Consider the following 26,224-nt stretch of genomic DNA (forward strand, 5'->3'; position numbering starts at 1 on the left):
CCTCTAACCATTAAATTTATTTAAAGCATCAATGACAATGCTCTGTTCCTCTTCGGTCATGCCGTTGTACATCGGAATGGACACCACCGATTTGGCATAACGCTCCGTGATGGGGAATGCCCCCTCTTTGTAGCCCAGATACTGATAGGCCTCGGACAGATGCGGCGGGATCGGGTAATGAATGATCGTGCCGATGTCTTTTTTGTCCAGATAGGCAATGAGCTCGTCCCGTTTTTCACTGCGCAGCACGTACTGGTGCCAGATATGGGAAGCGCCCTCTCTGATCTTCGGCAGCTCAAACAACGGATTGTGAAGCTCTGCCGTATACCGGTCGGCGATGCGCACCTTCTCTGCTGCCAGCTCGTCCAGATGGGACAGCCGCACCCGCAGAAGGCCTGCCTGGATCTCATCCAGACGGGAGTTGGCGCCTACCACCTTGTTGTAGTAGCGCTTCTCACTGCCGTAATTGCGGTAAACCCGGAAATCCTGGGCGATTTTCTCATCATTGGTGACAATGGCGCCGCCATCTCCGAATGCGCCCAGATTCTTGGACGGATAGAAGGAAAAGCAGCCGATATCGCCGAAGGTTCCTGTCATCTGTCCCTGCCAGCAGGCGCCGTGAGACTGGGCACAGTCCTCCACCAGGCGGAGGTTATATTTCTTCGTCAGTGCCACGATCTTGTCCATCTGGGAAGCCTGTCCGTACAGATGCACCACCAGGATCGCTTTTGTCCGCTCTGTGATCTTTTCCTCGATCTTCGATGCGTCAATATTATAATATTCATCGGGCTCCACAAAAATCGGTGTCGCGCCGTTCATGGTAATGCCCATGACGCTGGCGATATACGTGTTGCCCTGCACGATTACTTCGTTTCCTGCTCCGATGCCCAGAATGCGGAACGCCATCCACAGCGCATCCAGTCCGCTGGCCAGTCCCACACAGTATTTTGCCCCTGTGTACGCAGCCCATTCCTCCTCGAAGCTCTTTACCTCATTGCCGAGCACATACCAGCCGGAACGAAGCACCTCCAGTGCCTTGTCCTCAAATTCCTTCTGGTACATATAAAATCCCCGGTCCAGACGATTCGGCATAATCTTCATTTTTCAAACGCCTCCATCTTATGCATGCCTATGGTTTACCCACTTTAATCTGCATTACTCTTTATTTTACCATGCGCCCCAGTATTCGTCAAACCATAGTTACAGTTCACTCGCATCTTCTTGTGGACAGATTGCATGCTTGCATGTAAAGCTGGACGCACAAGGATGCGAAGGGAGCGCCTTTTTATGAGCAAAAGCTAGCTTATTTTTATTTCTTTCCATACAACAGAAATCTCGTCACCTGAAAATGCCGGCACGCCACAACCACCAGCGCCGTCAGCACACTCATAACACAAAAGCTTGCCGCCACAAATCCCAGCCAGGGCAGACTGTATACAGCAAAATCCAGTGTCCCCGGATTTAAAATCCGGGCAAAATGATAGTGAATGGAATAAATCTCCAGCGTGTACTGTCCCAGCCAGGCCAGGAATCGCTTGCACCTGCCGTCCCGGAGCCGGTAAAAAAATACAATGACCGAAATGCAGCCGCCAAAAGAAGCCAAGTTCTGTAGCACGTAATCCCGGATGCCGTTCATCACCATCAGATCCATGCCCACCGCCGCCGCGATGCAATAGATTCCGCCCGCGATGGCAATGCCGTTCACCAGTTTTTTCCAGAGCTCCGGCGAAAAATGCGCTGTGATGCGCGGCTGATATTCCCCCCACAGGTAAGCCGCCATGTAAAAGGGCAGATAAATCTTCGTCAGGTGCGGCCCCAGCCACGGAATGCCCGCCCGGGCTTCCAGCAGTACCAATACAGTCAGCGCACCATACACCAGCCAGAAAGCGACCTTCCCCTTCCTGCCGCCTCCCAGCAGCGCTTCCGCCAGCTGCGCGGTATACACCATAAATGTCAGTACAAACAGCGTGATCAGAAACCAAAGCCCCCGCTCCGGCTGCTCCAGATAGGCCGGAAACGCCCAGGTGAAATCATCCAGGTGAAAAACCAGCGTCCAGGCAAGAAAAGGCAGCAGATACCCGACGGCACGTTTTTTCAGCATCCACCCATAATCTGCAAAACTTCCCACCTTGACCGCCTTACCACACAGATACCCCGACACCATCATAAACAGCGGCATCTGCACCGCCTTGATCCAGTCATAAATCACCGGATCGTTGATTTTATTTAAGACAAGAACATGTCCCAGCATCACGATCAGGATCGTAAAACCCTTCACCGCGTCCAGGGAACTGTCCCGCGCACTCTTCGCCATTCCATTCTCCTTCATTCATCATACCGGCAGAGCGCCCTATAAGAACCACTGCCCGTCCTAAAATTTTATCCCAAACCGTAGAAGAATACAAGCATTTGTGGTAAAGTTGTAATAACAGTTTAGTCATGGTCTCCTGCAGACAGATTGCATGCTTGCATGTAAATCTGGCTACAGGGGAGCATGAGCGAAGCGCCGAGTAATGAGCAAAAGCTAGCTGCGACAGCAGCGGAAAGTGCGCAGCACGATTTTGCGAATGGCGCGGCTAAACTGTTAGAATTTTATAGGAGATTTTTCTATGCATACATTGATTCAACTGATCAAAAAATGCCCGCCGCTGATGGCCGTTATCCAGTGGCTTCTTCGCACGCTGGAGCAGATCCACCAGCTCTACCTGAAGCTTTGCTGGCAGATTTTTGTGCGGCTTCCGCTGAAAGAGCGAAAGGTGATTTTCTGCAATTTCTACGGCGGCGGTTTTGGCGACAATCCGAAATTCATTGCGGAGGAAATGATCCGCCGGGACTTGGGCTTTGAGATGTACTGGGTATGCGCCCACCCGGAGATGGTTTTCCCGGCGCCCATCCGGTCGGTGAAGCCCAATTCCACGGCTTTCGCCTACCACATGGCCACCGCCAAGTTTCTGGTGGAAAATACCCGCCGCCAGTATTATTTTATCAAACGGCCGGGACAGTTTTATATCCAGACGTGGCACGGCGGACCGGGCCTGAAAAAGGTGGAGATGGACGTGCAGGCGGCTTTGAGCGACGAGTACATTGCTTACGCCAAGCGGGATTCTGCCTGCATTGACCTGTTCCTTTCCTGCTGCCGCTGGTGCTCCGACCTGTACCACCGGGCGTTCTGGTACAGCGGCCCCATTCTGGAGCGGGGCATTCCCAAGAACGACCTGTATTTCACCGATCACGGAGAAGCCCGCCGGAAGATCGAGGAATACTATCACATTCCCGCCGGGAAAAAGATCGTGCTCTACGCCCCCACCTACCGGGACAACCGGGCCACAGACATGTACAATCTGGACTATGACCGGGTGCTGGCGGCGTTGGAAAATCGTTTTGGCGGCGACTGGTACTGTCTCATCCGTCTGCACCCCAACCTGGCGGCCCAGGCGGGCATCGTTCCCACCGGCGAGAAGCTGCGCAACGCCACCCTGTACGAAAACATGCAGGAGCTGCTGGTGGCCAGCGACGTGATCATCAGCGATTACTCCGGCTGCGCTTTCGACTATCTGGTGCTGAAACGCCCCGGTTTCCTGTACGCGGAGGATTACGAGGAGATCAAAAAGGTGAAGGATTATTATTTCACCCTGGAGGAGCTTCCCTTCTCCCTGGCCCAGAGCAACGACGCGCTCATCCACAATATCGAAACCTTCGACGAGGCAGAATATGACAAAAAATGCGCTGCCTATGTGCAGCGCATTCAGTTCTTTGATGATGGTCACGCCTCCGAAGCGGCAGTGGACGCCATGCTGGCCCAGTTGTCACCGGCCCGGGACAACAGATAAAGGATGATGGGCAGACTTGTCATGTAGGGATACATATACCGCATACAGGACACCGGCCCGAACAATAACGTGAGGAAATATGCCCACATGGGGATCAGGATGGTAAAAACTGGTCCCCATTTTTTTGTCCAGATCAGGTAAAAACTGGCAAACAGCACAATCCAGATAAACGTGCCCGCGCCAAACAGGATACCGCCAATGACCGGAATCCGGGTCAGCACACTGTCCTGACAGATGGCATAGCTGATCTGATGGAACAGCGGCAGCTTCGGATCAAAATGAATGCCCAGAATTTCCTGGGTCTCTGTCCCGAAGAAATATTCCACGTACATGCGGATGGTGGTGTCATCCGGCAAAATGTCCCATGGATACCAGAGGCCGAAATTGGTGGAGAAAAATCCATCCAGGTACATAAGCGGATGGGACAGCCCTTTTTCGATCCACAGCTTGAAAAATTCCGCTTTGTGCTCGTTGAAGGCCGCCGTATCAAAGCCCCAGCGCACCTCATCCCCCTTGTGGGGCACATACCGCACGATATAATCCTCCGGGATCACCTCGAACAGCAGCTCCTTTTCTTCCTCTGTAAAATCCTCCGGCGCCAGATTGTATGTCCGGGAAATGGTCTGAATGATAGCATTATACGCCTCTCTGGCATCCACCCGCTCCACACCTAGGGCGTCATACACCGGTCCGGTGTAGATTTTCAGCAGGAGCAGCGGCACTGCCACCGCCACCAGCGCGCCCTTCCAGTGTTTTCGATACCAGATCAGGAAAAACGGCGCCCCGATGAGGATCATATACATGGTGTTGTTGCGCAGGATCATCATGAGAAAACAGGTGATGATCAGCTCTGCCAGCTGTTTCTTTGACCGGAAAAATCCGTCCGGATCCAGTCCCGCTGCCAGCAGCTGGGCCATATAAAATCCGAACAGTGCGGAAAAAATGCTATCCTTGGTGGCAGTCATGCACAGGTACGCATTAGCTGGGTAAATGCCGTAAAAGATCACCGATGCCGCAAACAGCCACAACGGCGCTTTTTTCCGTCCCAGATACAGACAGATGCCCGCAAACAGCGCCGACATGATAACCATCTGGGTCAGGGCGTACAGCACCGCCCCGGCCTGATAGGAGCCAAACAGCGTGTGCCCCAGATCCACCAGACCGCCCAGCATCCATGTATGTACCAGCGGATGATGCGCCGACCGGTAATCCGTGAAATACCAGTTGAACTGCAGATTGCTATCATAGGAAAAAATGCCCGGATACGAACTGAGCCAGAACGGGATCCACAGCAGGAAGATCACCGCCCAGAGCACAAAGAACGCGTATTTTTTCTCTATAAAAGAAGCATATCTGGTGCGCCAAATGCCGGACTTTTCTTTCTTCCGTTCATTTCCTGTTGCAGTCTGACCGTCTTTCTCATGATCATATTCGGCCGCATCTGCTGTCGGGGCTGATGTGCTCGTACATTTGTTTTCCGGCATGACTGTCGGGGTTTCTGTCCTGCAAAATCCTCCTGACAGCGCCCGGAAAAGCACCGCCAGCACTGCCGCCGCCACGATCCCGGTGAGCAGGATCTCGCCGCCCACCAGCCAGAAATTTCCTCCCGGCAAAATGGTATTGTCATAGGTCAGATGATAGCCGAACCAGAACAGGATGGCGTACAGAAGCCCGCCTGCCAGCACCAGGAACAAACCCAGCCCTTTTAAATCCTCTCTGATCCAACGTTTCCATTGTTTCATATTTTTATTTTTTTCACTCCTCTATCCTCGCGCTGCTGCCGCATGATCACCGACATTTTCCCTGATCCTGTATTTTCTGATCAGAGATGGCAGTCTTTAGGCGACGCTCCATTAAGCCACTTCACGAAATCAAAATGCTTTTCCACAACGGTTTTGTCCGTGATGGCATTTTTCCCCAGATAATAGCCCACATAGTCCTCGTTGGCATATTCCGGCAGCTGGAACGCAAAATCAATGTCCGGGTGGGGCTTTGCAGTGAGCACCACTTTATTTTTGCAATCCACCTGCTCTAATTTGCGCATATCGTCCTCAGTGATGCCATCCCGGTCACACATGAGAATGTACAGATTGTCCATGTGCATCCGTTTCTTACGCTCCTCCCATTTTTCCCGGGCTTCCTCCGCGGTCTTATAATGGTTGAAATACAGCTTGATGTCGTCCAGCATGGCCACCGGATAAGGCTCCTCCGTCTCAATAAACTGCAACTCGCAGCCCAGATAATGAGGCAGATCCAGCACAAATTTCAGGAAATCATCCTGCCAGATAAACATGTTGATGGTAGGGGAAAGGAATTTCATCCCCAGCCGATGATAAATAATTCCCGCCGTACAGTTGGACGCAAGGAACGTAAAATCATGATTTTCCAGCCTGCGCCGCATTTTTTTCTCATAAGGCGGCAAAAAAATCTTGTGACAAACCTCGATGACAGCCTCTTTAATGGTCATTTTTTCCTCCCACATAGTCCACGATCCGCTCGTAGTCCTCAATATAGTCGATCTCCGACCAGAAATACGGCGCCACATCCAGCGTGTGGATCGGGAATTCATAGCAGTGGGCGTACAGGATCGTCTCCCACCAGGTGGTGTACTCCTCCGCGTCCACCATTTCCTGCATCAGCTCCACAAAATGGGGCATGTAATTTTTGCCCACCTTGGCAATGCCCACGTACTCACACGTGCGTTCGGACACCGGCAGCTCCTTGCCGTATTTGCGCACCAGGCCATCTTCACAGTGGAAGAAATAGTCGCCGGTCTCGATTTTCCGGTAATCCGCCAGCATGGTGATGTCCTCTTTGGACGCCAGCAGCCGTTCCAGAATTTCCTCCTCCAGGAAAACGTCGGCGTTGCCGAACAGGTAATCCTCGCCGGTATCCAGAAGATCTTTCGCAAACCAGAGGGATGCGATGCTGTTGGACACCCGGTAGAAGGGGTTGACCACAAAGGTCACGTCCAGGCCTTTCAGCGCCTCATAAAACAGCTCCTTCTGGTAACCCACCACGATGGTCACGTCCAGGCCGTGCCGTTTCAGCATTTTGACTGTATAATGTAAAAGCAGCTCTCCGTTGCCGATGTCCAGAAGACTTTTCGGCTTGCGCACCTCCCGGCTGATCCGGCTTCCCACGCCTGCTGCCATTAATACTGCTCTCATCCCTTCGACCTCCTCTTTTTCTTTGTTCATTTTTCAATTTGATCGCATATCCGCCAGGGCCAGATGATCTTATATTTTTATTATAGCAATCTGCGCCAGTTTGTTTGAATTTATCTCATTTATTGATCTAACTCCAAAAAAGCTTCCAGGAACTGCTCCATCACGCGCTTGGAACCAATGGAAATGCGGATGTATTTTTTCAGAAGCGGTTTTCCATAGGTTTTGATCAGGATGCCTTTCTCCCGCATTTTCTTTTCCAGTACCATCGGATCGGTGTGGGGCTCCACAAAAAAGAAATTGCCCTGACCGAAATCGCAGTGGTAACCGTTTTCCAACAGTTTCTCCCGGATCCAGGTGCGGCCCTCCTGCTCGATGGCCAGCATCTGGTCAAACAGCTCCGGGTGATCCAGCATCCGCTCGCCAAACAGCAGCGCAACCGTGTTCACCTCAAAGCCCGGGATGGATTTCTGCACATATTCGATGATTTCCGGCCGAGAGATCACGATGCCCATCCGCAGACCGGCCATGGAGCACAGCTTGGAAAACGTCCGAAGCACGATCACATTGTCATATTCCCGGAACAGCGGCAGAAAGCTGTTGGGATTGAAGTAAAAATAAGCCTCGTCGATGACGACCACAGCCTCCACTTCCCGGGCACGCGCAATGACCGCCCGCACCTCGGCCTCTGTGAATACATTGCCGATGGGATTGTTGGGGTTCAAAAGTGCCACCAGATCGGTGTGCTCGTCGATGGCCCCCACGATCTGCTGGCCGCTGATTTTCAAATTCTCATCGTAGGGAACACCAACATGTTTCAGACCCAGCATGGCGCAGGTCACCCAGTACATCTCAAAGGAAGGCGCCACTGTCACCACGGTTTCTCCTTTTTTTACAAAGGTTTCCAGAATGTATCGGATGGCCATGACCGACCCGTTGGTGAGGCACAGATTCTCCGGCTTTACCCCCAGATAATCCGCGTATTTCTGCTTGAACACATCCGGCTCCGGGTAGGTGGCCAGATACTCCGGCGTGATCTCCGCCAGCACGCTGTCCACAAATGCCTTTGGCAGTCCCTCCGGGTTTTCATTCATATCCAGCCGCAGATAGGGCCGTCTGCCCTGCTCCGGATAAACCCGGACACAGTCTCTGATATTTTCATTTACATAATACATCGTTATCCCTGCTTTCTGATCAGCTTCGCCCAGCCGGTGCCTGCTGCATAGCCGGTCTTGGCGTAAAGTCTCGCTGCACTCTTTGTATAATAGAACAGGCAGGGATGCTTCCCCTCTGCCAGAAGTTCTTTGTTTAACTTAGATACTACTCTATCCGCAAGATTTTGTCCACGGGAATCTTCCGCCGTGATCACGCCGCTGACCACCGCCAGGTCGTCCACCTCCGCGTAAGTGCCCGCATGGCACACAATACGGCCGTTTTGCCGGATAAAATAATTGCGGCCGAAGCCATCCCGCTGCCGCTCCAGCAGCTGAGCCGCCAGTCCCTCCGGGGTATACGTGCCGCCCACGCCCTCGTCGGTGCAGATCAGGGCCGCGATCTCCGGTAGCTCGGCTTCGCCGGCTTTTTCCACGGGGAATTCCGCTTGCGTCTCCGCATCAGATTCGTCGGTTTCTGACATACTTTCGTCTTTCGGTTTTTCCAGCAATTCTGTCACATACCCGGCTTCAAAATCATAGGTTTCCCGAAAATATGGGTATAATTTTTCCAGCGTTTCCAGCGGCCCGTTGATCATGGAGGGCTGTTTTTCCTGCAGAAAAGCGACGGTGGCAGGCACATCCAGATTATTTTTATAAGAAAAAACATTGATGCCCGTGTAATACTGGAGCAAGACGCAGCGCAGGGCGCCTGCTGTCAAAGCACTGTCCGCCGCGCCAGCCTGCGAAGTGTCTGCTTCCTTCAAAATATCGTGCATCGTTTCAGCCTGCAAAGTATCAGCATATCCTTGATCTGTAACAAGGCCGCGGTCAATATACACCGACAGGTGCGGATTGCCCAGGCCATATTTTTTCAGATCAATATAGCTGTACAGGCAGTTTTTGCGATCCTGCCGGTAATAGTCCAGCACCTCTGCCAGTTCTTTTTGCGTTACTTTCGTATACATATCATTCCTCCACTGGAACGTAAATGGTGTACAGTTCATCCACGTACAATGTCCGGTAAGCACTGCTCTCTCCCAGTTCTTTGATCATGGCATACCGGGACGGGCTCCAGTTCATGCCCGACTCTTCCACGGTTCCCAGAAGCAGCACCGGTGCCTGACCGTCAGCCAGCGCGTTTTCCAGTTGCTCTTTAAATTCGCTCATGGGCAGGTATTCCAGATCCGGCCAGGAGCTGTCATAGAAGGGCTTCATGTCCGTCAGCACACAGCCGATGTTGAAACAGCCGATCTGCAGCAGCTTCTGTTCTTTGTAAGGCGCCAGTTCTTCCATGAGCCGGTTCAGAGACGCCGCCCGGGCCGGGGAGGTGTAGATATCCTCGTACATGGGATGGTCGATGGTGGCCGTCAGTTCCCCGTTGGGTGCGTCATGGTACACATGAGTAGCCGCATAACGCACGCCCGCTGTTGTCACAAAGACAAAAGTAAATACTGCCAATATCTGACAAAAACCACAAGCAAACCTTTGTATACACAGATTTCTGGGCTGTCCATGCCTATTTCCATTGAATTGACCATATCCTCCGGGCTGTCCATCTACCCTGTCCTGTCCGTGGTCGTGCGCATCATTCAACCTATCTTCATTAAATTGGATATAGCCTCTGTCCGATCCATGGCCATGTTTATCAAATTCTCCACATCCGCTAGATTGTCCACATGCATTGCTTCGCCCCCAACTAAGGAGCAGGAACAGCAGCACGCCCAGCGGCAGTGCCATATACACCCGATAATAGTTGACCCCCGTGTCTGTGCCGATGGTAAGCAGTCCCTCGATGATCACTGCCGATGCGCACAGACAGGAGCGTAATGTGTCTTTTTTCGCATAGAGGAAAGTGCCAATGGTGCCCAGCAGAATCACCCCAAAAGCCACCCATATATGTGCCGATAAGATGTTCTCCCGCAGGCCCTCGGACAGACCGAAAAAGCAGGCAATGCCAGCCGTAAAGTATATAGCCAGTGAAGGCTTTTCCATCGCTTCTTTTGAAGATTCCCCGCGCACGCGCTTCCACACCTCACTGGCACCGGCCACAACTGCCCACACCACTGCCAACAGACAGCCAAGCCGCAGCCAAAGAAGTGCCCCGTCCCGCATGCCCAGCAGGAACAGATAAATGCCGGTGGTGATGCTGTGGGTGTTCTCCGCGTTTTCACCGGCGCCCACGGAAGTCAATACCGACAGATTGTGAAGCACCGTGTCCGGCCCCAGGAAAATCAAGGCCAGCAAAAGTCCAACTGCCGCTCCGGCCACCGCCCCCAGGAAAAATCCCCGACAGCTTTTCAACGCCTCCCACCAGATACGTGGACGGAACAAGGCGCGAATCTTAACCTCCCCTGTTTTTTCAGCTGACACGGTTCCATCCGGCACGTGATTGATTACTCGATGTGCTGATGCCACATTATCAGGCATGGCCAATGCATTTTCTTCCGCAGCACCCACATGTTTCCACTCATCCAATAGTGTTTTCCAGAACACCACCGCCATCAGCGCCAGGAACAGCATATTGGGCATCCGAAAATAGGTGTTGATGGCCAGCACAAATCCAGCGGCTGCCAGCCATTTCTGGCTGTTTTTCTGCAAGCCTGCCAGCAGCAGCGCCAGCCCGGCACTTAAGAACAACACCGTCCAGGCATTCCAGTTCAGTGTCCGGATCCATGTAATTCCATAGAAACTTCCCGTCAGGGCACAGGCCAGGGCCAGCACCCGGGGGAGCACTTTTTGCAATACATAGGCAGTCAGCAGCGCTGCCGCCACGTACACAAGACTGCTGGCCACGTTCAGCGCCAGCACTTTTCGTACCGGTGTCAGGGCATAGATGATGCCGCCTGCCAGCTCGCCGAGGAAATAATGGAGCTCATTGACTTTCACGGACGGATCAAAAATATACCGGTATTTGGTCAGGTACGAGCCAGTATCCCGGACGTCGATGCCCTTTCCCACCAACGGCAGTGACCAAAGCACCAGTACCAGAAGCAGCAGGCCACAGACTGTTTTCTGCCAGTCCCCTTTTTCCCGGGGCAGGAGCCGCCACCGATAAAAAGGCACCAGGAGTACAAAAGCGCCCAGGATCTCCCATAGCTTCCACAGATTCCGGCTGCCGTCGATGCCCAGCACCCCATAGCCGCCGGAAATGAGCATAAATACAAACAGATGCAGGCAGAGCACCGCCATGGTATGACTTCCCGCGAACGCAATGAGCGCTCCGGCCTGCCGGAAGGTGTTTTCGATCCATTTTGCCAGCAACATGGCCAGCACCGAACCCAGCAAAGCCGCCGCCAGATAACACAGCATGTGATTTCCATAGCTTCTCACCGACAGGTTTCCGCTGCCGGAAAGGGCTGACACCAGAAAAAATATCAGACCGCAAAGGACGATTTTCCAGGGACAGCCATATAATTTTTCGATCAGATCTGTTTCACGCAGAAGCACCCCTGCCCCCAACAGCACCATATGAAACCACAGGGTATCCAGGCTCCAGGGCAGCAGCACCGGCAGGAACGAAAAGCCCCAGGCTGCGCACAGACATACAGCCATCCCGGCCAACAGCTTTTTGCGGCTTCCTTTCGCCCAGGTCATCAGAAGCCAAAAAACCAGCAGTGCCGTAAACAATCCCGTCAGGAACCAGGTGGGGCCGTTTAAGATCCGCATAAGCACCGTCTGTCCGGCCGTTTCTCCGGCATACAGGTAGCTGCGGGAATACAGAATGCCAAGGAGCGACACCCCGGCCTCCCGCAGCGGCTGTCCCCCCAGCAGCTGGTCTTTTACAAAAAAGAACAGAAAGAAGAAGGCATTGTATCCCACATAGGGAAGCAGCAGCCGCTTCGCCTTTTTTTTCGCAAAAGCAGAGAAGGACTCACCGGGCCGCAGGCGGAACGTGTATCCGGCCAGCACAAAAAACACCGGCACGTAAAACATGCCGCCGAAATAATTGACACCGCCTGCCGACAGTTCCGCGTGGTTCATCAGGACAATGACCAGCCCCAGCACCTTGGCAATGTCAATCCATCCGGCCCTTGTTTTCGTCGTCTGCTCTCCCATCCGATTTCCTCCGTTCTTTACTTCTATCCTTTAACCAATCCAGCAGTCTATTTTTTTCCTGCCAGCTATCCATTTTCACGACCAGCACAAACAGATTCCTCATTTCTTTCCCCTGTACGCAGAATATTCTCCGCGCCACGGCCTTTTCAATGAGAATTGCACATCGCCATCCCAATAGTTTCTATAATGGAAATTCACAGCCCTTCATCTCAACAATTTCTGCAATGGAAATTCACAGTTCTTCATCCCAACAATTTCTGCAATGGAAATTCACGTCTCTTCATTCCTGCTATCTCTGCCTTGCGTCAATCACTTCCAAATTTTATTCAACAGCCGGTTCCAGGGCTGCTCCACCCATTTCGTCATCGCCGCGGAAATCACCCACACAATCACCGTGGTCAGCACAAAATTGATCAGCATGAGCACATGGTAATTCATCAACCCGTAAAAACGCAGCAGAAAAGCGCTGGAAAAAACCGCAATCACCGGAAAATGCACCAGATACCAGGAGAAAGAAATTTTCCCTAGCCGTACAAACAAACCCTCCCCAGACTTTTTTCTCTTATGGCTGGTAAGCAGAAAATCCTCCCCGGAAGCTTTTGCCTCGTTCCGGCCAGCAGCGTCCTGACCTCCAAAAAAACGCTGCAAACGCTCCGAAAGCAGCACAGCCAGCACGATGAGCGCCGCACCGATCCGGTGATACAGCACCGACAGCACCGGCAGAAAGCCGTACATGCTGCCCTCCAGATTTGTGCCGATGGACGGATAAGATCCAAAATAAATGCCCAGCACCAGGGTCACCAGCCACAGTCCCGGAATTTTCGCCAGTTTTTTCATAAAATCCGGTTTTGTATACATCAGGTCGCAGAAAATATAGCCCAGCAGAAGTCCCGCGTAGTCGGTACGCAGCAGCGCCAGCAGCAAAATCGCATACACGCCGTATCGGTATTTCCACTGGCCACAGACCGCCGCCAGAGCATACACCAGCAGAGCACCCAGGAACAGATATTTCACCGTCCAGAGCACCCCGTTGAAATAATTATGTCCAAACAGGAAACAACCAAACAGCGCTTCCCGCAGAGCATGGCTGTAGCCCGGCTCGAAATTGTTGAAGCCCGCAAACCAGTCTGTGGAACCGGCCAGCGCCGCCGCCTCGGTGTTCTGATAAAGCCCGGCTTTCATAAGAAAGAAAATGACCGTGCTCACCAGAAGGATCGGCCCAGCCAGCCGAAAATACCGTTTTGCCGCACTTTTTGCCAGCCGTTTCCGGTCATGATCCTGAAAATAGCGGATACAGAGCACAAACCCGCTGGCCACAAAAAACAGCTGCACCGCAAAATTGCCGTTGTAAAGAATGTTGAGGGGCGTTTTACCGATGGCCACCTCCACATTTCCCGCCGTGTGGCTGTTGGCCGGATTCAGGGAATAGAGTGCAAAGTAGAACGCATATGCAAAGTGGCACAGGTACACAATCAGCGCTCCTGTGCCTTTCAGCCCGTCAATATAGGTTAATTTTTTCGTTTCACTCATACTGCCGCCTCACCTTCTGTCAGTTCCTCCGGCACCCGCTCCCGATGCATGTCCCGATACAGATCCATCCCCACCGTCGCCAGCAGGAACAGAAGCAGGAATGCATAGAAAACCATGGGCAGCGTGCTTTCCTTGGTCAGGAACTTCATATAAGAGACGCAGGAAATGAGCACGTGCAGCATGGGCACGTAAAACCGCTTTGGCCGCAGCACCGCATACAGTACCGTCAGTACATCCGCCAGATAGCCATACCGTTCATGCATAAACGGCAGGAAATAGACGGTGATCATGGCGTAAAACAGCACCATTTCCACCATGATCCGGGGCGTCATCCGGTATTTTCTCCGGGACATGTCATACATGGTACACATGAGGATCACCAGAATGAGGCATTTGCCCAGACCAGAATACACCTGGATCAGCGCCTCCGGGCCAATGATCTGGTAAATATTTGGCCAGCTCAACGTCAGCGCCCACACGTCCGTGGAGCCCTGCCGCACGTAGACCAGCAGCATATCCAGAAACGAACAGCCGCCGAAAAATACCGCCGGAAGGACGCTGAGCACGTACAGCACCGGAAGAGTGAAAAAATGCTCTGCTTTTATTTTTTTGTGTACCCAGAACACCACCAGCGCCGGGAAAATAAAAAGCGTCTGCAGCTTCAGGCAAAAGGACAGCCCGTAAAAAATCATGGCCGGCAGCGGTTTTTCCCGGATCAGATTATATAAAAACAACATGATCAGCAGCGTGTATGTCACATCACACTGACACCAGAGGGCACTGTTGGCCATCACCGTGGGCAGCAGAAATACCAGGCCGTATGTGGCCATGCCTTTTTCCTTCGATCCGGTCAGCTCCCCCGCCAGCATCCCGCAGGCAACTGCCAGCAGCACGTCCAGCAGGCACATGGCAACCTTGTAGCTGATCATGGGATCAAAGGGCAGGCCCTCGATAAACACCAGAAAATACATAAATGTCGGCGCATAATCGTAGAAATCATGGGACAGCGACGCCATGCCGCCATACCGGTGGATCTCAGCGAACCACTTTTCCCAGTATCCGGTATAATCCTGGGACACATAGGGTAAAAACGCCCCCCGGATCACGATCCCCAGCACCGTCATCCCCAGCAGATAAAGCAGCCAGACGCCCGACACCGTAAATGAGCCTATATGAAATTGTCGGTTCAGATGTTCTCTGATACGGTCATCCATTGTCTAACTCCTCTGTATAAATCCATTCCCGCCAGGCAGATCAGCACCAGCTCCGCCGCCGCATACACCGCCAGCGGCATGGGCACTGCGCCCGCCAGCACGTTTTGCATCATGGAAAAGGAAATGATCAGCTGCACCAGCGCAAAATAGCTCTTTTTCTTATTAAAAAATAACAGCATCACCGCAAAGCAATCTGCCAGCAGTCCGCACCGGGCGTTCATATGCGGCAGAACAAAGGGCATCAGCAGTGCGAAAAATAACGCCAGTTCCGTCACGAATTCCTGTCCAGACAACCAGATACCTGAGAGTTCCCTTCTCGTCAACTTCGTCTTGATCGTTCCCGTCGGCTGCTCTAATTTCACAAAAAACCACAGAAAAATCACCAGCAAAATAGCTGCGGTAAACGCGATACCGCCGATAAAAAATTCCCGGGCAAAATCTTCCGTGCGCAAAAACTGGTACACATTGGCCCAGCTGTCCGAGAGAGGTGCTGTGTGCGTGAGCGCCTGCACACTCGGACTGATATTCTGGCTCATCTGCACTGCGCTCTGGCCTGACTGGCTGATACTCTGGCTCATCTGCACTGCACTCTGGCCGGCCTGCCGCATGGCCTGGGCCGCATCGTATTCTCTCAAGATCCGGTCTGCTGCTGCCAGACTTCCATTGCCAAACAACAGCTGCTGCACGTTTTTTCCAAGAAGCAGCCGCCCGATCATCGCTGCAAACGCCACCAATAAAGGCACAGTCGGAAAACTTCCCAGCAGCCACAGCACCACAAACACTGGCAATACAAATACGGCCTGCACGTTCATCAGAACTGCCAGTCCAAACAGGATAGCCGCCGCCAGCATCAGCCCGGATTTTCCAGAATGTGCTGCCAACGTAGTCCGGGACGCTGCATCAGATACAGCCTTTCGGCCAGACGCTTTCGCCAGAGGGAAACACCCAGCTCCCAGGCAGGCAAAGGACAGCATCACCAGTGCCACATAAAAGCTGTCAGCCTGGCCCCAGTAGGCGCTGGCCATCATCAGCGTGGGCATAATGACAAAAAAGGAATAGGCGCCCAGACTTTTTCTGAGGCTTCCCGTTCCTCTTCGCACATACACCGCCGCCGCTGCCGCTGCCACATAGTCCACCAGCCAGAACCAGCCGATGAACCCCCACATGAGTGCCAGACGCATGATCAGACTGGAGCCTGTGATGGCAACGAAAAGAAGGGCATCCAGAAAAGACACCCATTCCCCTTTGATTTTCCATTTCATTTCCAGAAAACTTCTGAAAAATTTATCCATATACTTCAACTCCGTAAGGCCCTGGCCCGTTCATCAGTCCTTCAGGAATTTTTCAATGATAAACTTCGGTCTCGCCTTTGCTTCCATATAAATCTTGCCCACATATTCTCCTATGACGCCCATGGAAAGGATCTGCAGACCACCGATGGCCCAGATGGACACCATGGTAGAGGACCAGCCGCTGACCGTATTACCCAGAAAATGCTGCACCACAGAGTAGATCAGCATGAGAATGCTGATTGCAAAAATGATCACACCCATGGTGGTGATCATCCGGATCGGCTTGATGCTAAACGAAGTAATGCCATCCATGGCAAAGGCCAGCATTTTTTTCAGCGGATACTTGGATTCTCCCGCAAACCGCTCATTCCGCTCATAGGTCACCACTGCAGACTGATATCCGATGAGGGGCACGATGCCCCGCAGGAACAGATTCACTTCCTTGAACTGCTCCAGATCGTACAGGCTGCGCTTGCTCATCAGACGGCAGTCCGCATGGTTGTATACAATATCCACGCCCATGGCCATCATCAGGCGGTAAAAACTCTGGGCTGTAAATTTTTTGAAAAACGTATCCTTTTTCCGGGAACTGCGGACACCATAGACGATATCGCAGCCCTCGTAATATTTGTCCATGAATTTTTCAATGACATGCACATCGTCCTGAAGATCCGCATCCATGGAAATCGTCACATCCGCATACTCTTTGGCTGTCATCAGGCCTGCCAGCAGCGCATTCTGATGTCCCTTGTTCCGGGAAAGCTTCAATCCCAGAAACAGCGGATCCTGGGCGTGCAGGTCTTCAATGATGTTCCAGGTCTCATCCTTGGAACCGTCATTGACAAAGAGCACCCGGCTCTCCCGGGAAATTTTCCCCCGATCCATGAGGTCATAAAGGATCTCTTTCAGCTGCCGGGACGTCTCCGGCAAAACCTCCTGCTCGTTGTAGCAGGGAATAACCATATATAATATATCCTGTCTGTTTTCCATTCTGTCACTTCCTAAAATCATTCGATTTTCATATTTTCAACTTTCAATTCGCACACCGATATGCGTAGAAATAACGTACTTACGAAGACATTCTACGGCAAGCCATCATCTACAGCAAATCATCATCTGCTTTTTACATCTGTGCGATGTATTCCCGAATGGCGTCCTCCCACTGGGCGAAGCTGTAATCGGTCGTCAGCCGCAGCATATAATTGTCCAGCACGGAATAGGCCGGACGCGGTGCTGCCGTCGGGGTACCTGCCTCGTACTCTGCGGTGGTAATGCCCTCTACATGAGTCTTCTTGCCTGCCAGCCGGAAAATCTCTGCTGCAAAATCAGCCCAGCTGCACACACCTTCGCAGGTGCCGTGGAACAGACCATAGTTGTCTGTGGGGAGCAAATAAGCGATCATCTTTGCCAGCTCCGCAGCGCTCGTGGGTGATCCCACCTGATCCCGCACCACGCGGACTTCATCGTGGGTTTCTGCCAGGCGCAGCATGGTTTTCACAAAGTTTTTGCCGTCACCGTACAGCCATGCGGTACGGATGATGAAATGCTCATCGGAGAACTCTTTCACAAAATTCTCTCCGGCCAGCTTGGTTCTGCCATACATACTCCGGGGTGCCGGCGCATCAAACTCGGTCAGCGGACGGGTGCCCTGACCGTCAAACACGTAGTCCGTAGATACCTGTACCATCTTGGCGCCGTATCTCCGGGCCGCGATGCTTAAGTTTCTCGGGCCGATGGCGTTGATCCGGTAAGCATTGTCGCCGTCCGTCTCACATTTATCCACCGCTGTATGGGCTGCGCAGTTCACAATGGCATAGGGCTTCACCTGCCCGGTCAGTTTCAGCACCTGCTCCACATCGGTGATATCCAGATCAGCCACATCCGTATTGATCAGTTCATATTCTCTGTTTCCTTCATACAGCGCATTCAGCGCTCTTCCCAGCTGTCCGTTACAGCCGGTGATCAATAGCTTCTTCATGTATCTGTTCATTCCTTTCCGTATTTCCATATACGCGGGCCTTTTCATCCCGTCGTTTCTTTCTATTCTTCTGCCTTTTCAGACTACCGGCAGTCATTTCTATTCGTTTTCAGGCGCCTTATGTTTTGCATATGCCTTTTATTTCCGGTCAGATGTTTTGCATTCTTCTCCGTTTGTCAATGCCGCAGTTTCTCTCTCATCCCCCGCCTGCAGGTCCAGCCGCTGCTCCAGCGCCTTGATCCGATCCTCGTTCAGGGCAATGATCTGGGTGAGCCGCCGCATCTTCGTAGACATGCGGGAAAGTGACACCGTCAGAATGTAGATGATCACCAGGGAAAAGCAAAATCCCAGGAAAAAGATCATGTTCACCGGGGCATCAATACCCAGGAACCGGGCCATCACCACCATCGCCCGGGGGAATGCGGCAAAAATCGCCACCGCCGCCAGGGCAAACAGCCAGGAAAGGGCATATTTCAGTTCCAGGCTTTTTCGCCGGATCATATTGACGATCGCCGCCAGCGCCACCACCAGAGCCAGAAGGATCGTAATCTGCAATTTTACCGTCATCATACGCTATTTCCTCCGTTTTCTCAGGCATTCCATCAGGATCGCCAGCGTTACCTTGATCATATAGTACACAGCCTTCCTCGGGGAAATGGAGGACACGCCGCCCTGCCGCTCCCGCATGATCACCGGAATCTCCGATACCTTTTTCCCCATGCGAAGGATCGTAACCACACTTTCCGGCTCCGGATAATCTACGGGGTAGTCCTCCGAATAAATCTTCATCACATCCCGGTTCACCATACGCATGCCGGAGGTCGGGTCTGTCACCCGTTTGCCCGTCAGCAGCTTGATCAGCGCGCTGAAATAGCGGATGCCAAACTGACGGATGCCCGAAGACTGAAAACCTTCCTTCTTAATATAACGGGAACCGATGACCACATCCGCCTGCTGCTCCTGCAGAAAATCTGCCATCTCGCCAAGATAGCTTGCGTCATGCTGTCCATCCCCGTCAAACTGCACCGCCACGTCGTAGCCGTTGCGCCACGCATACAGATACCCCGTCTGCACAGCACCGCCGATGCCTAAATTCACCGGCAGGTTGATGATATTCATGCCCTGCTCCGTGCAGAACCGCATCGTGCCATCCTGGCTGCAGTCGTTGATAATCACATAATCAAAACCCGGCGCATGATCCAGAATGTCCTGCACCGTTGTGCGGATATTGCTGATCTCATTGTATGCCGGAATAATCACAATTTTCTTCATACGATTCCTCAGTATTTCCATTTATGGGCAGAACTTCCCCTGTCCCTTTGTGTATCTTACCATCTTCCGCCCGTTTTTGCAACGCATAACGGCTTAAGATATTCTTACCACTTGCATATCCCTGAAAAACAGGGTATACTTTATAGCCGTGTGTTATCACTTGATTTTACTGCTGTCTTGACAGCAAATCTGATAAAACAAGGAGTTTTTTATGAAAGACGCATCTATTACAACAGAAGCCCTTTACCAGGGCACGGATGTCCGCGGCATGGACCTGCACCCGGAAGCAATCCCCTGTTTTCTCACCACGGCCTTCACCATGAAAGGCTTTGAGGAAGTGCAGGAAACCTATGCTGCCAAAGGCTACACGTACGTGCGTACCCGCAATCCCAACCGGACGGCGCTGGGCGAGATCATTTCCTGTCTGGAGGGCGGCGAAGCTTCCCTGATTTTTTCCTCGGGCATGGGCGCCATCACCAGCACGCTGCTGACGGTGCTGAAAGCCGGAGATCACGTAATCTGCAACGCCAACATCTACGGGGAAACCTTCTCCGTGATGACGGATATCCTGAAAAAATTCGGCGTGGACGTGACGTTCGCGGATTACCAGATTCCCGGGGCGGCAGCAAAAGCCATCCGTCCGGAAACGAAGCTGATCTACTCAGAAGTACTGTCCAACCCCACCCTGACGCTGGTGGATTTGAAAGCCATGGCAGACCTGGCCCACGAAAACGGCGCACTGCTCATGGTGGATAATACGTTCACCACCCCCATCGCCATCCGTCCCATGGACTTCGGTGCCGACATCGTTATTAACAGTCTGACCAAATTTCTGAACGGACATTCCGACGCTATGGGTGGTTCAGTCACCACCTCTCAGGAATTGTGCGATCGGATCCAGCCTCTGGCCATGCTCCTTGGCACCCCCGGCGATCCGTTCAGCTCCTGGCTCATCCAGCGGGGCGTCAGCACGGCCTCCGTCCGCCTGCCCAGGCAGATGCACAACGCAGAACAGCTGGCGGCTGCATTGGCACGCAATCCGCACGTATCCAAAGTCAATCATCCCAGCCTGCCGGACTATCCGCAGAAAGAGCTGGCTGACCGCATGTTTGGAGAGAACGGCCGCTGCGCCATGCTCAGTTTCATCGTCCCGGAGGATATGGAAAAAATTGATGCCTTCATGAAAGCACTGCGTTTTCCCCGCTATGCACCCACGCTGGGCGGCCTGCACACGACCCTGAGCCATCCGGTGACTTCTTCCCACATGGGCGTGCCGGACGACGTGCGCCGGAAAATGGGCATCACCCCGGGCATGATCCGCGTGTCCGTCGGCATCGAGGATGTGGGCGACCTGATCGCAGACTTTGAAAACGCCCTGCGCGTTTTTGACTGATTTTTTATATAGAAAGGACTTTATATAGTATGGCAGTGATCAATTTCCTGAACTGGCTGGACGGCATCTTATGGGGAACGCCGTTCCTGATTTTCTGTATGGTACTGGGGCTGTATTTCATGCTCCGGGGCGGCTTTTTCCCCTTCCGCCATTTCGGACACATTTTAAAAAATACGGTATTCGAAAAAGCAACCCAAAACGACAAAAACGGCAATGGCAAGATTTCTCCTTACCGGGCATTCTGCATCGGTCTGGGCGGCGCCGTTGGTATGGGCAACATTTCCGGCGTAGCTACTTCTGTTGCTGTAGGCGGCCCCGGCGCCATTTTCTGGATGCTCGTCTGGGCATTTTTCGGCATGATGCTGAAAATGGCTGAGATTTCGCTGGGCCTTTATTACCGTAGAAAAGACAGCAACGGCAAATACGTGGGCAGCGCCATGGATTACATGGAGCGCGGCATCAAGGGTGAGCAGGGCAAAAAAATCGGCGGCCCGCTGTCCGTACTTTTCGCCATCGGCCTGTTCATGCAGTTCACCCAGGGCAGCGGCTCCTACACAGTCGCCGAGACACTGAACGCCTCCTTCGGATTTAACATCATGGCCGTGGGCATCATTTACACCGCTTTTGTTCTGTTTCTCATCATCCGCGGTGAAAACGCCATCGGACGGATGGCAGAAAAGATTGTGCCCGTCATGTGCGCCATCTATCTGCTGGGCACCGTTGTCATCATTCTCATGAACATCACCAACGTACCCTCCATGCTGGTGGGCATTTTCCAGGGCGCATTCTCCGGCACCGCTGCTGTAGGCGGATTCGCAGGCGCTGCAGTTTCTCTGGCGATCCGGCAGGGTGTTTCCCGGTCTATCTATTCTAATGAAGCCGGAAACGGTACTTCCCCGCTGATCCATGGTTCCGCGGACACGGTACATCCCATGCGCCAGGGCCTGTGGGGCGCCGTAGAGGTATTCGGCGACACCATCATCGTCTGCATGTGTACCGGCCTGGCCATCCTCGTCACGGATGTGTGGAGTTCCGGCACCCGGGGCGCGGCGCTGGGCGTGCTGGCCTTCACCGAAGCCTTCGGCCTGTTCGGCAAATATTTTGTGGGCATCATGACCATTGTCTTCGCATTTACCACCTCCACCACCTGGTACCTCTACTACCAGAACATGCTGGAGTTCCTGTTCAAAAAATGGCCCACTGCCCAGAAAATCGCCCATCGGGCATTTTCCGTCATCTTCCCGCTGACCATGGTGGGTGTGTGCGCCTTCATCTATTTCACCGGTTCTGACGCGGGCCTGTTCTGGACCATCGTCAGCATTGCCACCGCCTTCCCGGTATTCTTCAACGGTATTGCGCTGTTTCTGCTCCGTGACAAGGTGTGGGCACTGCTGAAAGACTACAAAGCACGGTATCTGGGACTGGGTGAGGTTGACCCGAATTTCCATCCGTTTGCAGAAGAAGATCCTGTCGTCATGGAGAAAATCCAGAAAAATCTACGGTAAACGCTACAGAATTTGTACATAAAAAGGGCTGCGCATATTCTTCTCAGCATAAAAGAGGGAATAAACGCAGCTCTTGTTTTATTATTCCGCAAATCTGACACCGGACGGATTTCGACTCTCACAGGGCACCTTTGTCTGGCACAGCCCGCACCCATATCTTGGCGCATGGATTTCTCCCATTTTGTCCAGCCAGGCGCCGCAGAGCACATGATCCTTGCCTTTTTCCAGGCTGATGGCATCCACCGGGCAGCGGCGGACACAGGCCCCGCACCGAATACAGTTGTCATAAATCCCCTGATATGGCCGCGGGTCGGCAGGCAGTTCCTCGCTGATCAGGACGGACACAAAACGTCCTGCCATTCCTTTGTCGGTGATCAGCCCTTTGGACATCCCAAAGGTGCCCAGACCGCACACATACGCCGCATGCCGCTCCGACCAGTTGCTGCCGAAGGTTTTCTCACTGATGCCCGCATAGCCGGTGAAATTCCGGCCTGCCACAATTTTTACAAACCGGGCATCCAGGCCGGGCACGCAGGCCTCCAGCCCCAGTGCCTCCAGCCGTTCTTTCAGCCTGCGCATATAACTGTTCAGATATTCCTGCCCTTCAATCCGGCCATGCAGCCACAGCGGTGACGGGCCATCCGTGTATGTCCAGTTGCTTTTCTTCACAGCCTGGGTAAACGGAAAAAACAGGGACACCACAGTTCTGGCACTTTCCATCCACTCTGTCGGCGTCAGGAACCAGGGGCCCACCACTTCCGGCTTTTTATATTCTGTGAACAATGCATCCTCTGCACTGCCAATACCCAAAAGTGGCGCCTCAAACAGCTTTTCCCCCATGACTTCCGGGCAGAGTGCCTGTGCCTCCGACACCGTATTGCCGGGACATTCCTCATAAAGTGCACGAATTTCCCGCAGCAGACCGTTTTTATCCATCCTACTCCCCCTCCTTAAAGAGGCCTTACATACACCTGACGTTTGCTTCTGATTTTTCTTGCAGTTGTTTTTCCACGTATCTACGCTTCTTCCCATTCTTATTGAAAATCAAACAGATCGGCATGATAGCCCACCGGCGCAGTGATGGCCTTGGGGTTGTACATGACCACCACGATATCCGGGCGGGTCTCTTCCATATATTTTTCCAGACTGCCGTTGAAATACCGAAGATCAATGACGTCCAGCTCGGAAATGGCCGTCGCCAGGAAAGGGGCGGTAGTCAGGCCGAAGGAATCCTTGAGTAATAATACCCGTGGTGTCCCTGTGGTTTCGCGGTTGGTGACCTCCACCAGTGCCTGATCGTCCCGGAAATAAGCCGCATAGGGATTCCGGTTGTAGTAATCAGCCACCAGCTGGCTCTGATCCATGAAGGTATGGGTAAAATCGCCCTCATAAATCCTGCCGGAGCCGACAATCTTCATGGTAAAATCCGTGGAAAATTTGGGTGTCAGCAGGTTCATATCATCCAGCGGCACATAGCCAAGACCGGTTTTTTTGCCCAGTGCGCCCAGGAAAATATGCTCATAAATCTTCTCGTCGTAGGCATCCTGACTGCACTTGTCGGCATCAAAATCGGTGCCCAGACGTGCATTCATGGTTTCCAGAATTTTCCGGGCCGCCCACAGGCCGGTTCTTGGCTTCCAGTGATGATCGGAGGCATAAAAGGCGCTGTCAAAATCCATATTCTTGACAATCTCATCCCGCAGATCCAGCACGGAATAGCCATCTGTGGTCAGGGCTTCCGTCAGCCGGTCTGCATTTTCATTGGCGTAGTCCTCCACGCCTGCTGGCAGCTGGTTATCGTATTTGTTGATCTTGTTGGGTGTCTGCACGTAGAGAAACTGCGCACCCAGTTGATCCGCATAGTCGGCCAGCCCTTCCAGATTGGAAATACATGTGTGGGCTTCTTCGTCGGTCAGGCGATCGCTTAAAAACGTCAGCAGGCCGTTGTTCAGCTTCACCACCACGTCGTCACCGTCAATGACCTGGCTGCCCAGCAGCTTCTGGATCTGGATGTACACCTCGATAAAACGGATGCGTCCCGGCACCTGCTCGTTGGCCGCGTCCTCGATGATGCTGATCTTTCCTTTCAGATTGGATTCCACTGACTGGATTTTCTCATAAATGCCGCCATTGTTTTCCGCATCTGCGGTTTCATCGAAGGGATAGGTTTCCGCAAAATTCACCGGTTCTGTCGTCTTGTCCGGCCCCTGTGCGGTGGCTGTCTCCGACATGGAGGCTTCATTTGCGGCATCGTTCTTCCCGGTGCCCGGCAGGGAAATGCCGAGACGACGGCAGACAGACGGCGCCGCCATGCCGAATAACATGGCAAACAGGATGCCCACAAACAGGACGATCACAGCAATTTCATGTTTATTATAGCGTTCTTTCATATGATTTCCTTTCGGTAGGCGCTTCGCCTTAGAAGGTAAAATATATAAACGGATTATAAGTCCCTTTTACCATGTAGGTGACAGCCAAAGCGAAGACGACAAATGCCGCCAGATGGATGCCCGTCTGTACCCAGGGCTTGCTCCGATCCACCTTTTTGGCCAGAACCTGCCCCCCAGGGGATGCAGGCCAAGATGGCGGCCGCCAGATAGACACCGTATTCTTTCAGGTAGAGTGCACAGCTGGCATCAGTAAATCCTGCGCAGCCGACACCGAACATGTTGCCGATGTATTTCAGAGCCAGGGGCAGGTTGTCTGACCGGAAGATGGTCCAGCCCACGACGACGATGATCAGGGTATACACCCGGGAGAGAGGCAGGGGCTTTTTGTCCCGGCCGCTCATTTTTTCGATGGTGAGCACCACGAAGTACATGAGCCCCCAGAGGATGAACGTCCAGTTGGCGCCGTGCCAGATGCCGGTAAGCAGCCACACCACAAACAAATTGAAAATGTGCCGCGCCCGGGAGCTGACCCGGCTGCCGCCCAAGGGAATGTATACATAATCCCGGAACCAGCTGCTCAAAGAAATGTGCCAGCGGCGCCAGAATTCCGTGACCGTTCTGGAAATGTACGGATAATTGAAGTTTTCCAGGAACTCGAAGCCGAACATTTTGCCCAGGCCGATGGCCATGTCGGAGTAGCCGGAGAAGTCAAACAGGATCTGCAGGGAATAAAAAATCGCCCCCAGCCAGGCGGCACCGAAGGACAGATTGCGCTCCGCAATGGCGCCGAAGCAGGCGTCCGCCCCCAGGGCCAGCGTATTTGCCAGCAGGATCTTTTTCCCAAATCCATAAATAAACCGCAGGATGCCCTCGTAAAAGCCGTGCAATGTCTCCTGCCGGTGGCCGATCTGCCAGGCAACGGTCTCATAGCGGACAATGGGCCCGGCGATGAGCTGTGGAAACAGTGCAATGTACAATCCCACATTGAGCGGATTTTTCTGCGCTTCGCCTTTGCCCCGGTGCACGTCCAGCACATAGGACATGGCCTGGAACGTATAAAAGGAAATGCCCACCGGCAGCGCGATCTGCGGAACGCGGATGTCTGACCGGAACAGCAGGTTCAGATTGTTTACGGTAAAATTCAGATACTTGAACAGAAACAGAACGCCCAGGTTGTACACCACCGTCACGAGGAGCACGGCTTTTTCCCCGGGCCGGTTCCGGAAACGATCCACCAGCAGGCCCAGCCCCCAGTTGACCACAATGGAGAGCAGCATGAGCAGCACATAGAAAGGCTCGCCCCAAGCGTAGAAAAAAATACTGGCCAGGAGCAGAAACACGTTGCGGAACTGCCTGCTCCTGATGATTGGATTATAATAGACCGCCAGAACCAGCGGCAGAAATACGAACAAAAAGATGGTTGTGGAAAATAACATACAAAAC

General features: G+C 52.9%; 21 protein-coding genes. 3 read left to right on the top strand and 18 right to left on the bottom strand.

Annotated elements, in window-relative coordinates:
• Window positions 1-3: 3 nt before the first annotated feature.
• Window positions 4-1,101 carry a DegT/DnrJ/EryC1/StrS family aminotransferase gene (locus RJD28_15920; protein WNV57659.1) on the bottom strand — a complete coding sequence of 366 codons (1,098 nt, stop codon included), beginning with the start codon at window positions 1,099-1,101 and terminating at the stop codon, window positions 4-6.
• Window positions 1,102-1,309: 208 nt separating this feature from the next.
• Window positions 1,310-2,314, bottom strand: coding sequence for an acyltransferase family protein (locus RJD28_15925; protein ID WNV57660.1), 1,005 nt, complete (start codon window positions 2,312-2,314; stop codon window positions 1,310-1,312).
• Window positions 2,315-2,609: 295 nt separating this feature from the next.
• On the opposite strand from RJD28_15925, the gene RJD28_15930 reads away from it, so the two are divergent.
• Window positions 2,610-3,830, top strand: coding sequence for a CDP-glycerol glycerophosphotransferase family protein (locus RJD28_15930; GenBank protein WNV57661.1), 1,221 nt, complete (start codon window positions 2,610-2,612; stop codon window positions 3,828-3,830).
• Here the strand turns inward: RJD28_15930 and RJD28_15935 are convergent.
• The 13 genes from RJD28_15935 to RJD28_15995 form a co-directional block, all read right to left on the bottom strand.
• Window positions 3,764-5,572: a DUF6020 family protein gene (locus tag RJD28_15935; protein ID WNV57662.1), complete on the bottom strand. Its 1,809-nt coding sequence runs from the start codon at window positions 5,570-5,572 to the stop codon at window positions 3,764-3,766. The two genes, RJD28_15930 and RJD28_15935, sit on opposite strands and share 67 nt — an antisense overlap.
• 80 nt (window positions 5,573-5,652) lie before the next feature.
• A complete protein-coding gene (locus tag RJD28_15940; protein WNV57663.1) occupies window positions 5,653-6,297 on the bottom strand; it encodes a DUF1919 domain-containing protein in 645 nt (214 codons plus the stop codon).
• The gene (locus RJD28_15945) at window positions 6,287-7,000 is read right to left on the bottom strand and encodes a phosphocholine cytidylyltransferase family protein (protein ID WNV57664.1); all 714 of its coding nucleotides are present in this window, start codon (window positions 6,998-7,000) and stop codon (window positions 6,287-6,289) included. Before RJD28_15945 ends, RJD28_15940 begins: the two co-directional genes overlap by 11 nt.
• A 119-nt stretch (window positions 7,001-7,119) precedes the next feature.
• Window positions 7,120-8,172 carry a histidinol-phosphate transaminase gene (locus tag RJD28_15950; protein ID WNV57665.1) on the bottom strand — a complete coding sequence of 351 codons (1,053 nt, stop codon included), beginning with the start codon at window positions 8,170-8,172 and terminating at the stop codon, window positions 7,120-7,122.
• A gap of 2 nt (window positions 8,173-8,174) precedes the next feature.
• Window positions 8,175-9,116: a GNAT family N-acetyltransferase gene (locus RJD28_15955; GenBank protein ID WNV57666.1), complete on the bottom strand. Its 942-nt coding sequence runs from the start codon at window positions 9,114-9,116 to the stop codon at window positions 8,175-8,177.
• A gap of 1 nt (window position 9,117) precedes the next feature.
• Window positions 9,118-12,207, bottom strand: a complete 3,090-nt coding sequence (locus RJD28_15960) for an acyltransferase (protein WNV57667.1) — start codon at window positions 12,205-12,207, stop codon at window positions 9,118-9,120.
• A 309-nt stretch (window positions 12,208-12,516) separates the two neighbouring features.
• Window positions 12,517-13,737: an acyltransferase gene (locus tag RJD28_15965; GenBank protein ID WNV57668.1), complete on the bottom strand. Its 1,221-nt coding sequence runs from the start codon at window positions 13,735-13,737 to the stop codon at window positions 12,517-12,519.
• Entirely contained in the window at window positions 13,734-14,951 is a 1,218-nt protein-coding gene (locus RJD28_15970; protein ID WNV57669.1) for a hypothetical protein, read from the bottom strand. Before RJD28_15970 ends, RJD28_15965 begins: the two co-directional genes overlap by 4 nt.
• On the bottom strand, window positions 14,924-16,243 hold the full coding sequence (locus tag RJD28_15975) for a hypothetical protein (protein ID WNV57670.1): 1,320 nt from the start codon (window positions 16,241-16,243) through the stop codon (window positions 14,924-14,926). The genes RJD28_15970 and RJD28_15975 overlap by 28 nt, the downstream gene beginning before the upstream one ends.
• A gap of 33 nt (window positions 16,244-16,276) precedes the next feature.
• A complete protein-coding gene (locus tag RJD28_15980) occupies window positions 16,277-17,233 on the bottom strand; it encodes a glycosyltransferase family 2 protein (protein WNV57671.1) in 957 nt (318 codons plus the stop codon).
• A gap of 133 nt (window positions 17,234-17,366) precedes the next feature.
• The gene (rfbD, locus tag RJD28_15985) at window positions 17,367-18,221 is read right to left on the bottom strand and encodes a dTDP-4-dehydrorhamnose reductase (GenBank protein WNV57672.1); all 855 of its coding nucleotides are present in this window, start codon (window positions 18,219-18,221) and stop codon (window positions 17,367-17,369) included.
• A 138-nt stretch (window positions 18,222-18,359) separates the two neighbouring features.
• Window positions 18,360-18,791 (bottom strand): DUF2304 domain-containing protein, encoded by a 432-nt coding sequence (locus RJD28_15990; protein WNV57673.1) that lies wholly within the window; start codon window positions 18,789-18,791, stop codon window positions 18,360-18,362.
• A gap of 3 nt (window positions 18,792-18,794) precedes the next feature.
• Complete coding sequence (locus RJD28_15995; GenBank protein ID WNV57674.1) at window positions 18,795-19,493, bottom strand: glycosyltransferase family 2 protein; 699 nt, start codon at window positions 19,491-19,493, stop codon at window positions 18,795-18,797.
• Window positions 19,494-19,704: 211 nt separating this feature from the next.
• On the opposite strand from RJD28_15995, the gene RJD28_16000 reads away from it, so the two are divergent.
• Both RJD28_16000 and RJD28_16005 read left to right on the top strand, forming a co-directional pair.
• Window positions 19,705-20,886 (top strand): aminotransferase class I/II-fold pyridoxal phosphate-dependent enzyme, encoded by a 1,182-nt coding sequence (locus RJD28_16000; GenBank protein WNV57675.1) that lies wholly within the window; start codon window positions 19,705-19,707, stop codon window positions 20,884-20,886.
• A gap of 29 nt (window positions 20,887-20,915) precedes the next feature.
• Window positions 20,916-22,391: an amino acid carrier protein gene (locus RJD28_16005; protein ID WNV57676.1), complete on the top strand. Its 1,476-nt coding sequence runs from the start codon at window positions 20,916-20,918 to the stop codon at window positions 22,389-22,391.
• Window positions 22,392-22,472: 81 nt separating this feature from the next.
• Here the strand turns inward: RJD28_16005 and RJD28_16010 are convergent, their stop codons facing one another.
• The 3 genes from RJD28_16010 to RJD28_16020 form a co-directional block, all read right to left on the bottom strand.
• Window positions 22,473-23,327, bottom strand: a complete 855-nt coding sequence (locus RJD28_16010; protein WNV57677.1) for a 4Fe-4S binding protein — start codon at window positions 23,325-23,327, stop codon at window positions 22,473-22,475.
• Window positions 23,328-23,425: 98 nt separating this feature from the next.
• Entirely contained in the window at window positions 23,426-24,781 is a 1,356-nt protein-coding gene (locus RJD28_16015; GenBank protein WNV57678.1) for a hypothetical protein, read from the bottom strand.
• 53 nt (window positions 24,782-24,834) lie between these two features.
• A complete protein-coding gene (locus RJD28_16020; protein WNV57679.1) occupies window positions 24,835-26,217 on the bottom strand; it encodes an MBOAT family protein in 1,383 nt (460 codons plus the stop codon).
• Window positions 26,218-26,224: the final 7 nt, after the last annotated feature.

Source organism: Oscillospiraceae bacterium NTUH-002-81, assembly GCA_032620915.1.
Classification (GTDB): Bacteria; Bacillota; Clostridia; order Lachnospirales; family Lachnospiraceae; genus JAGTTR01.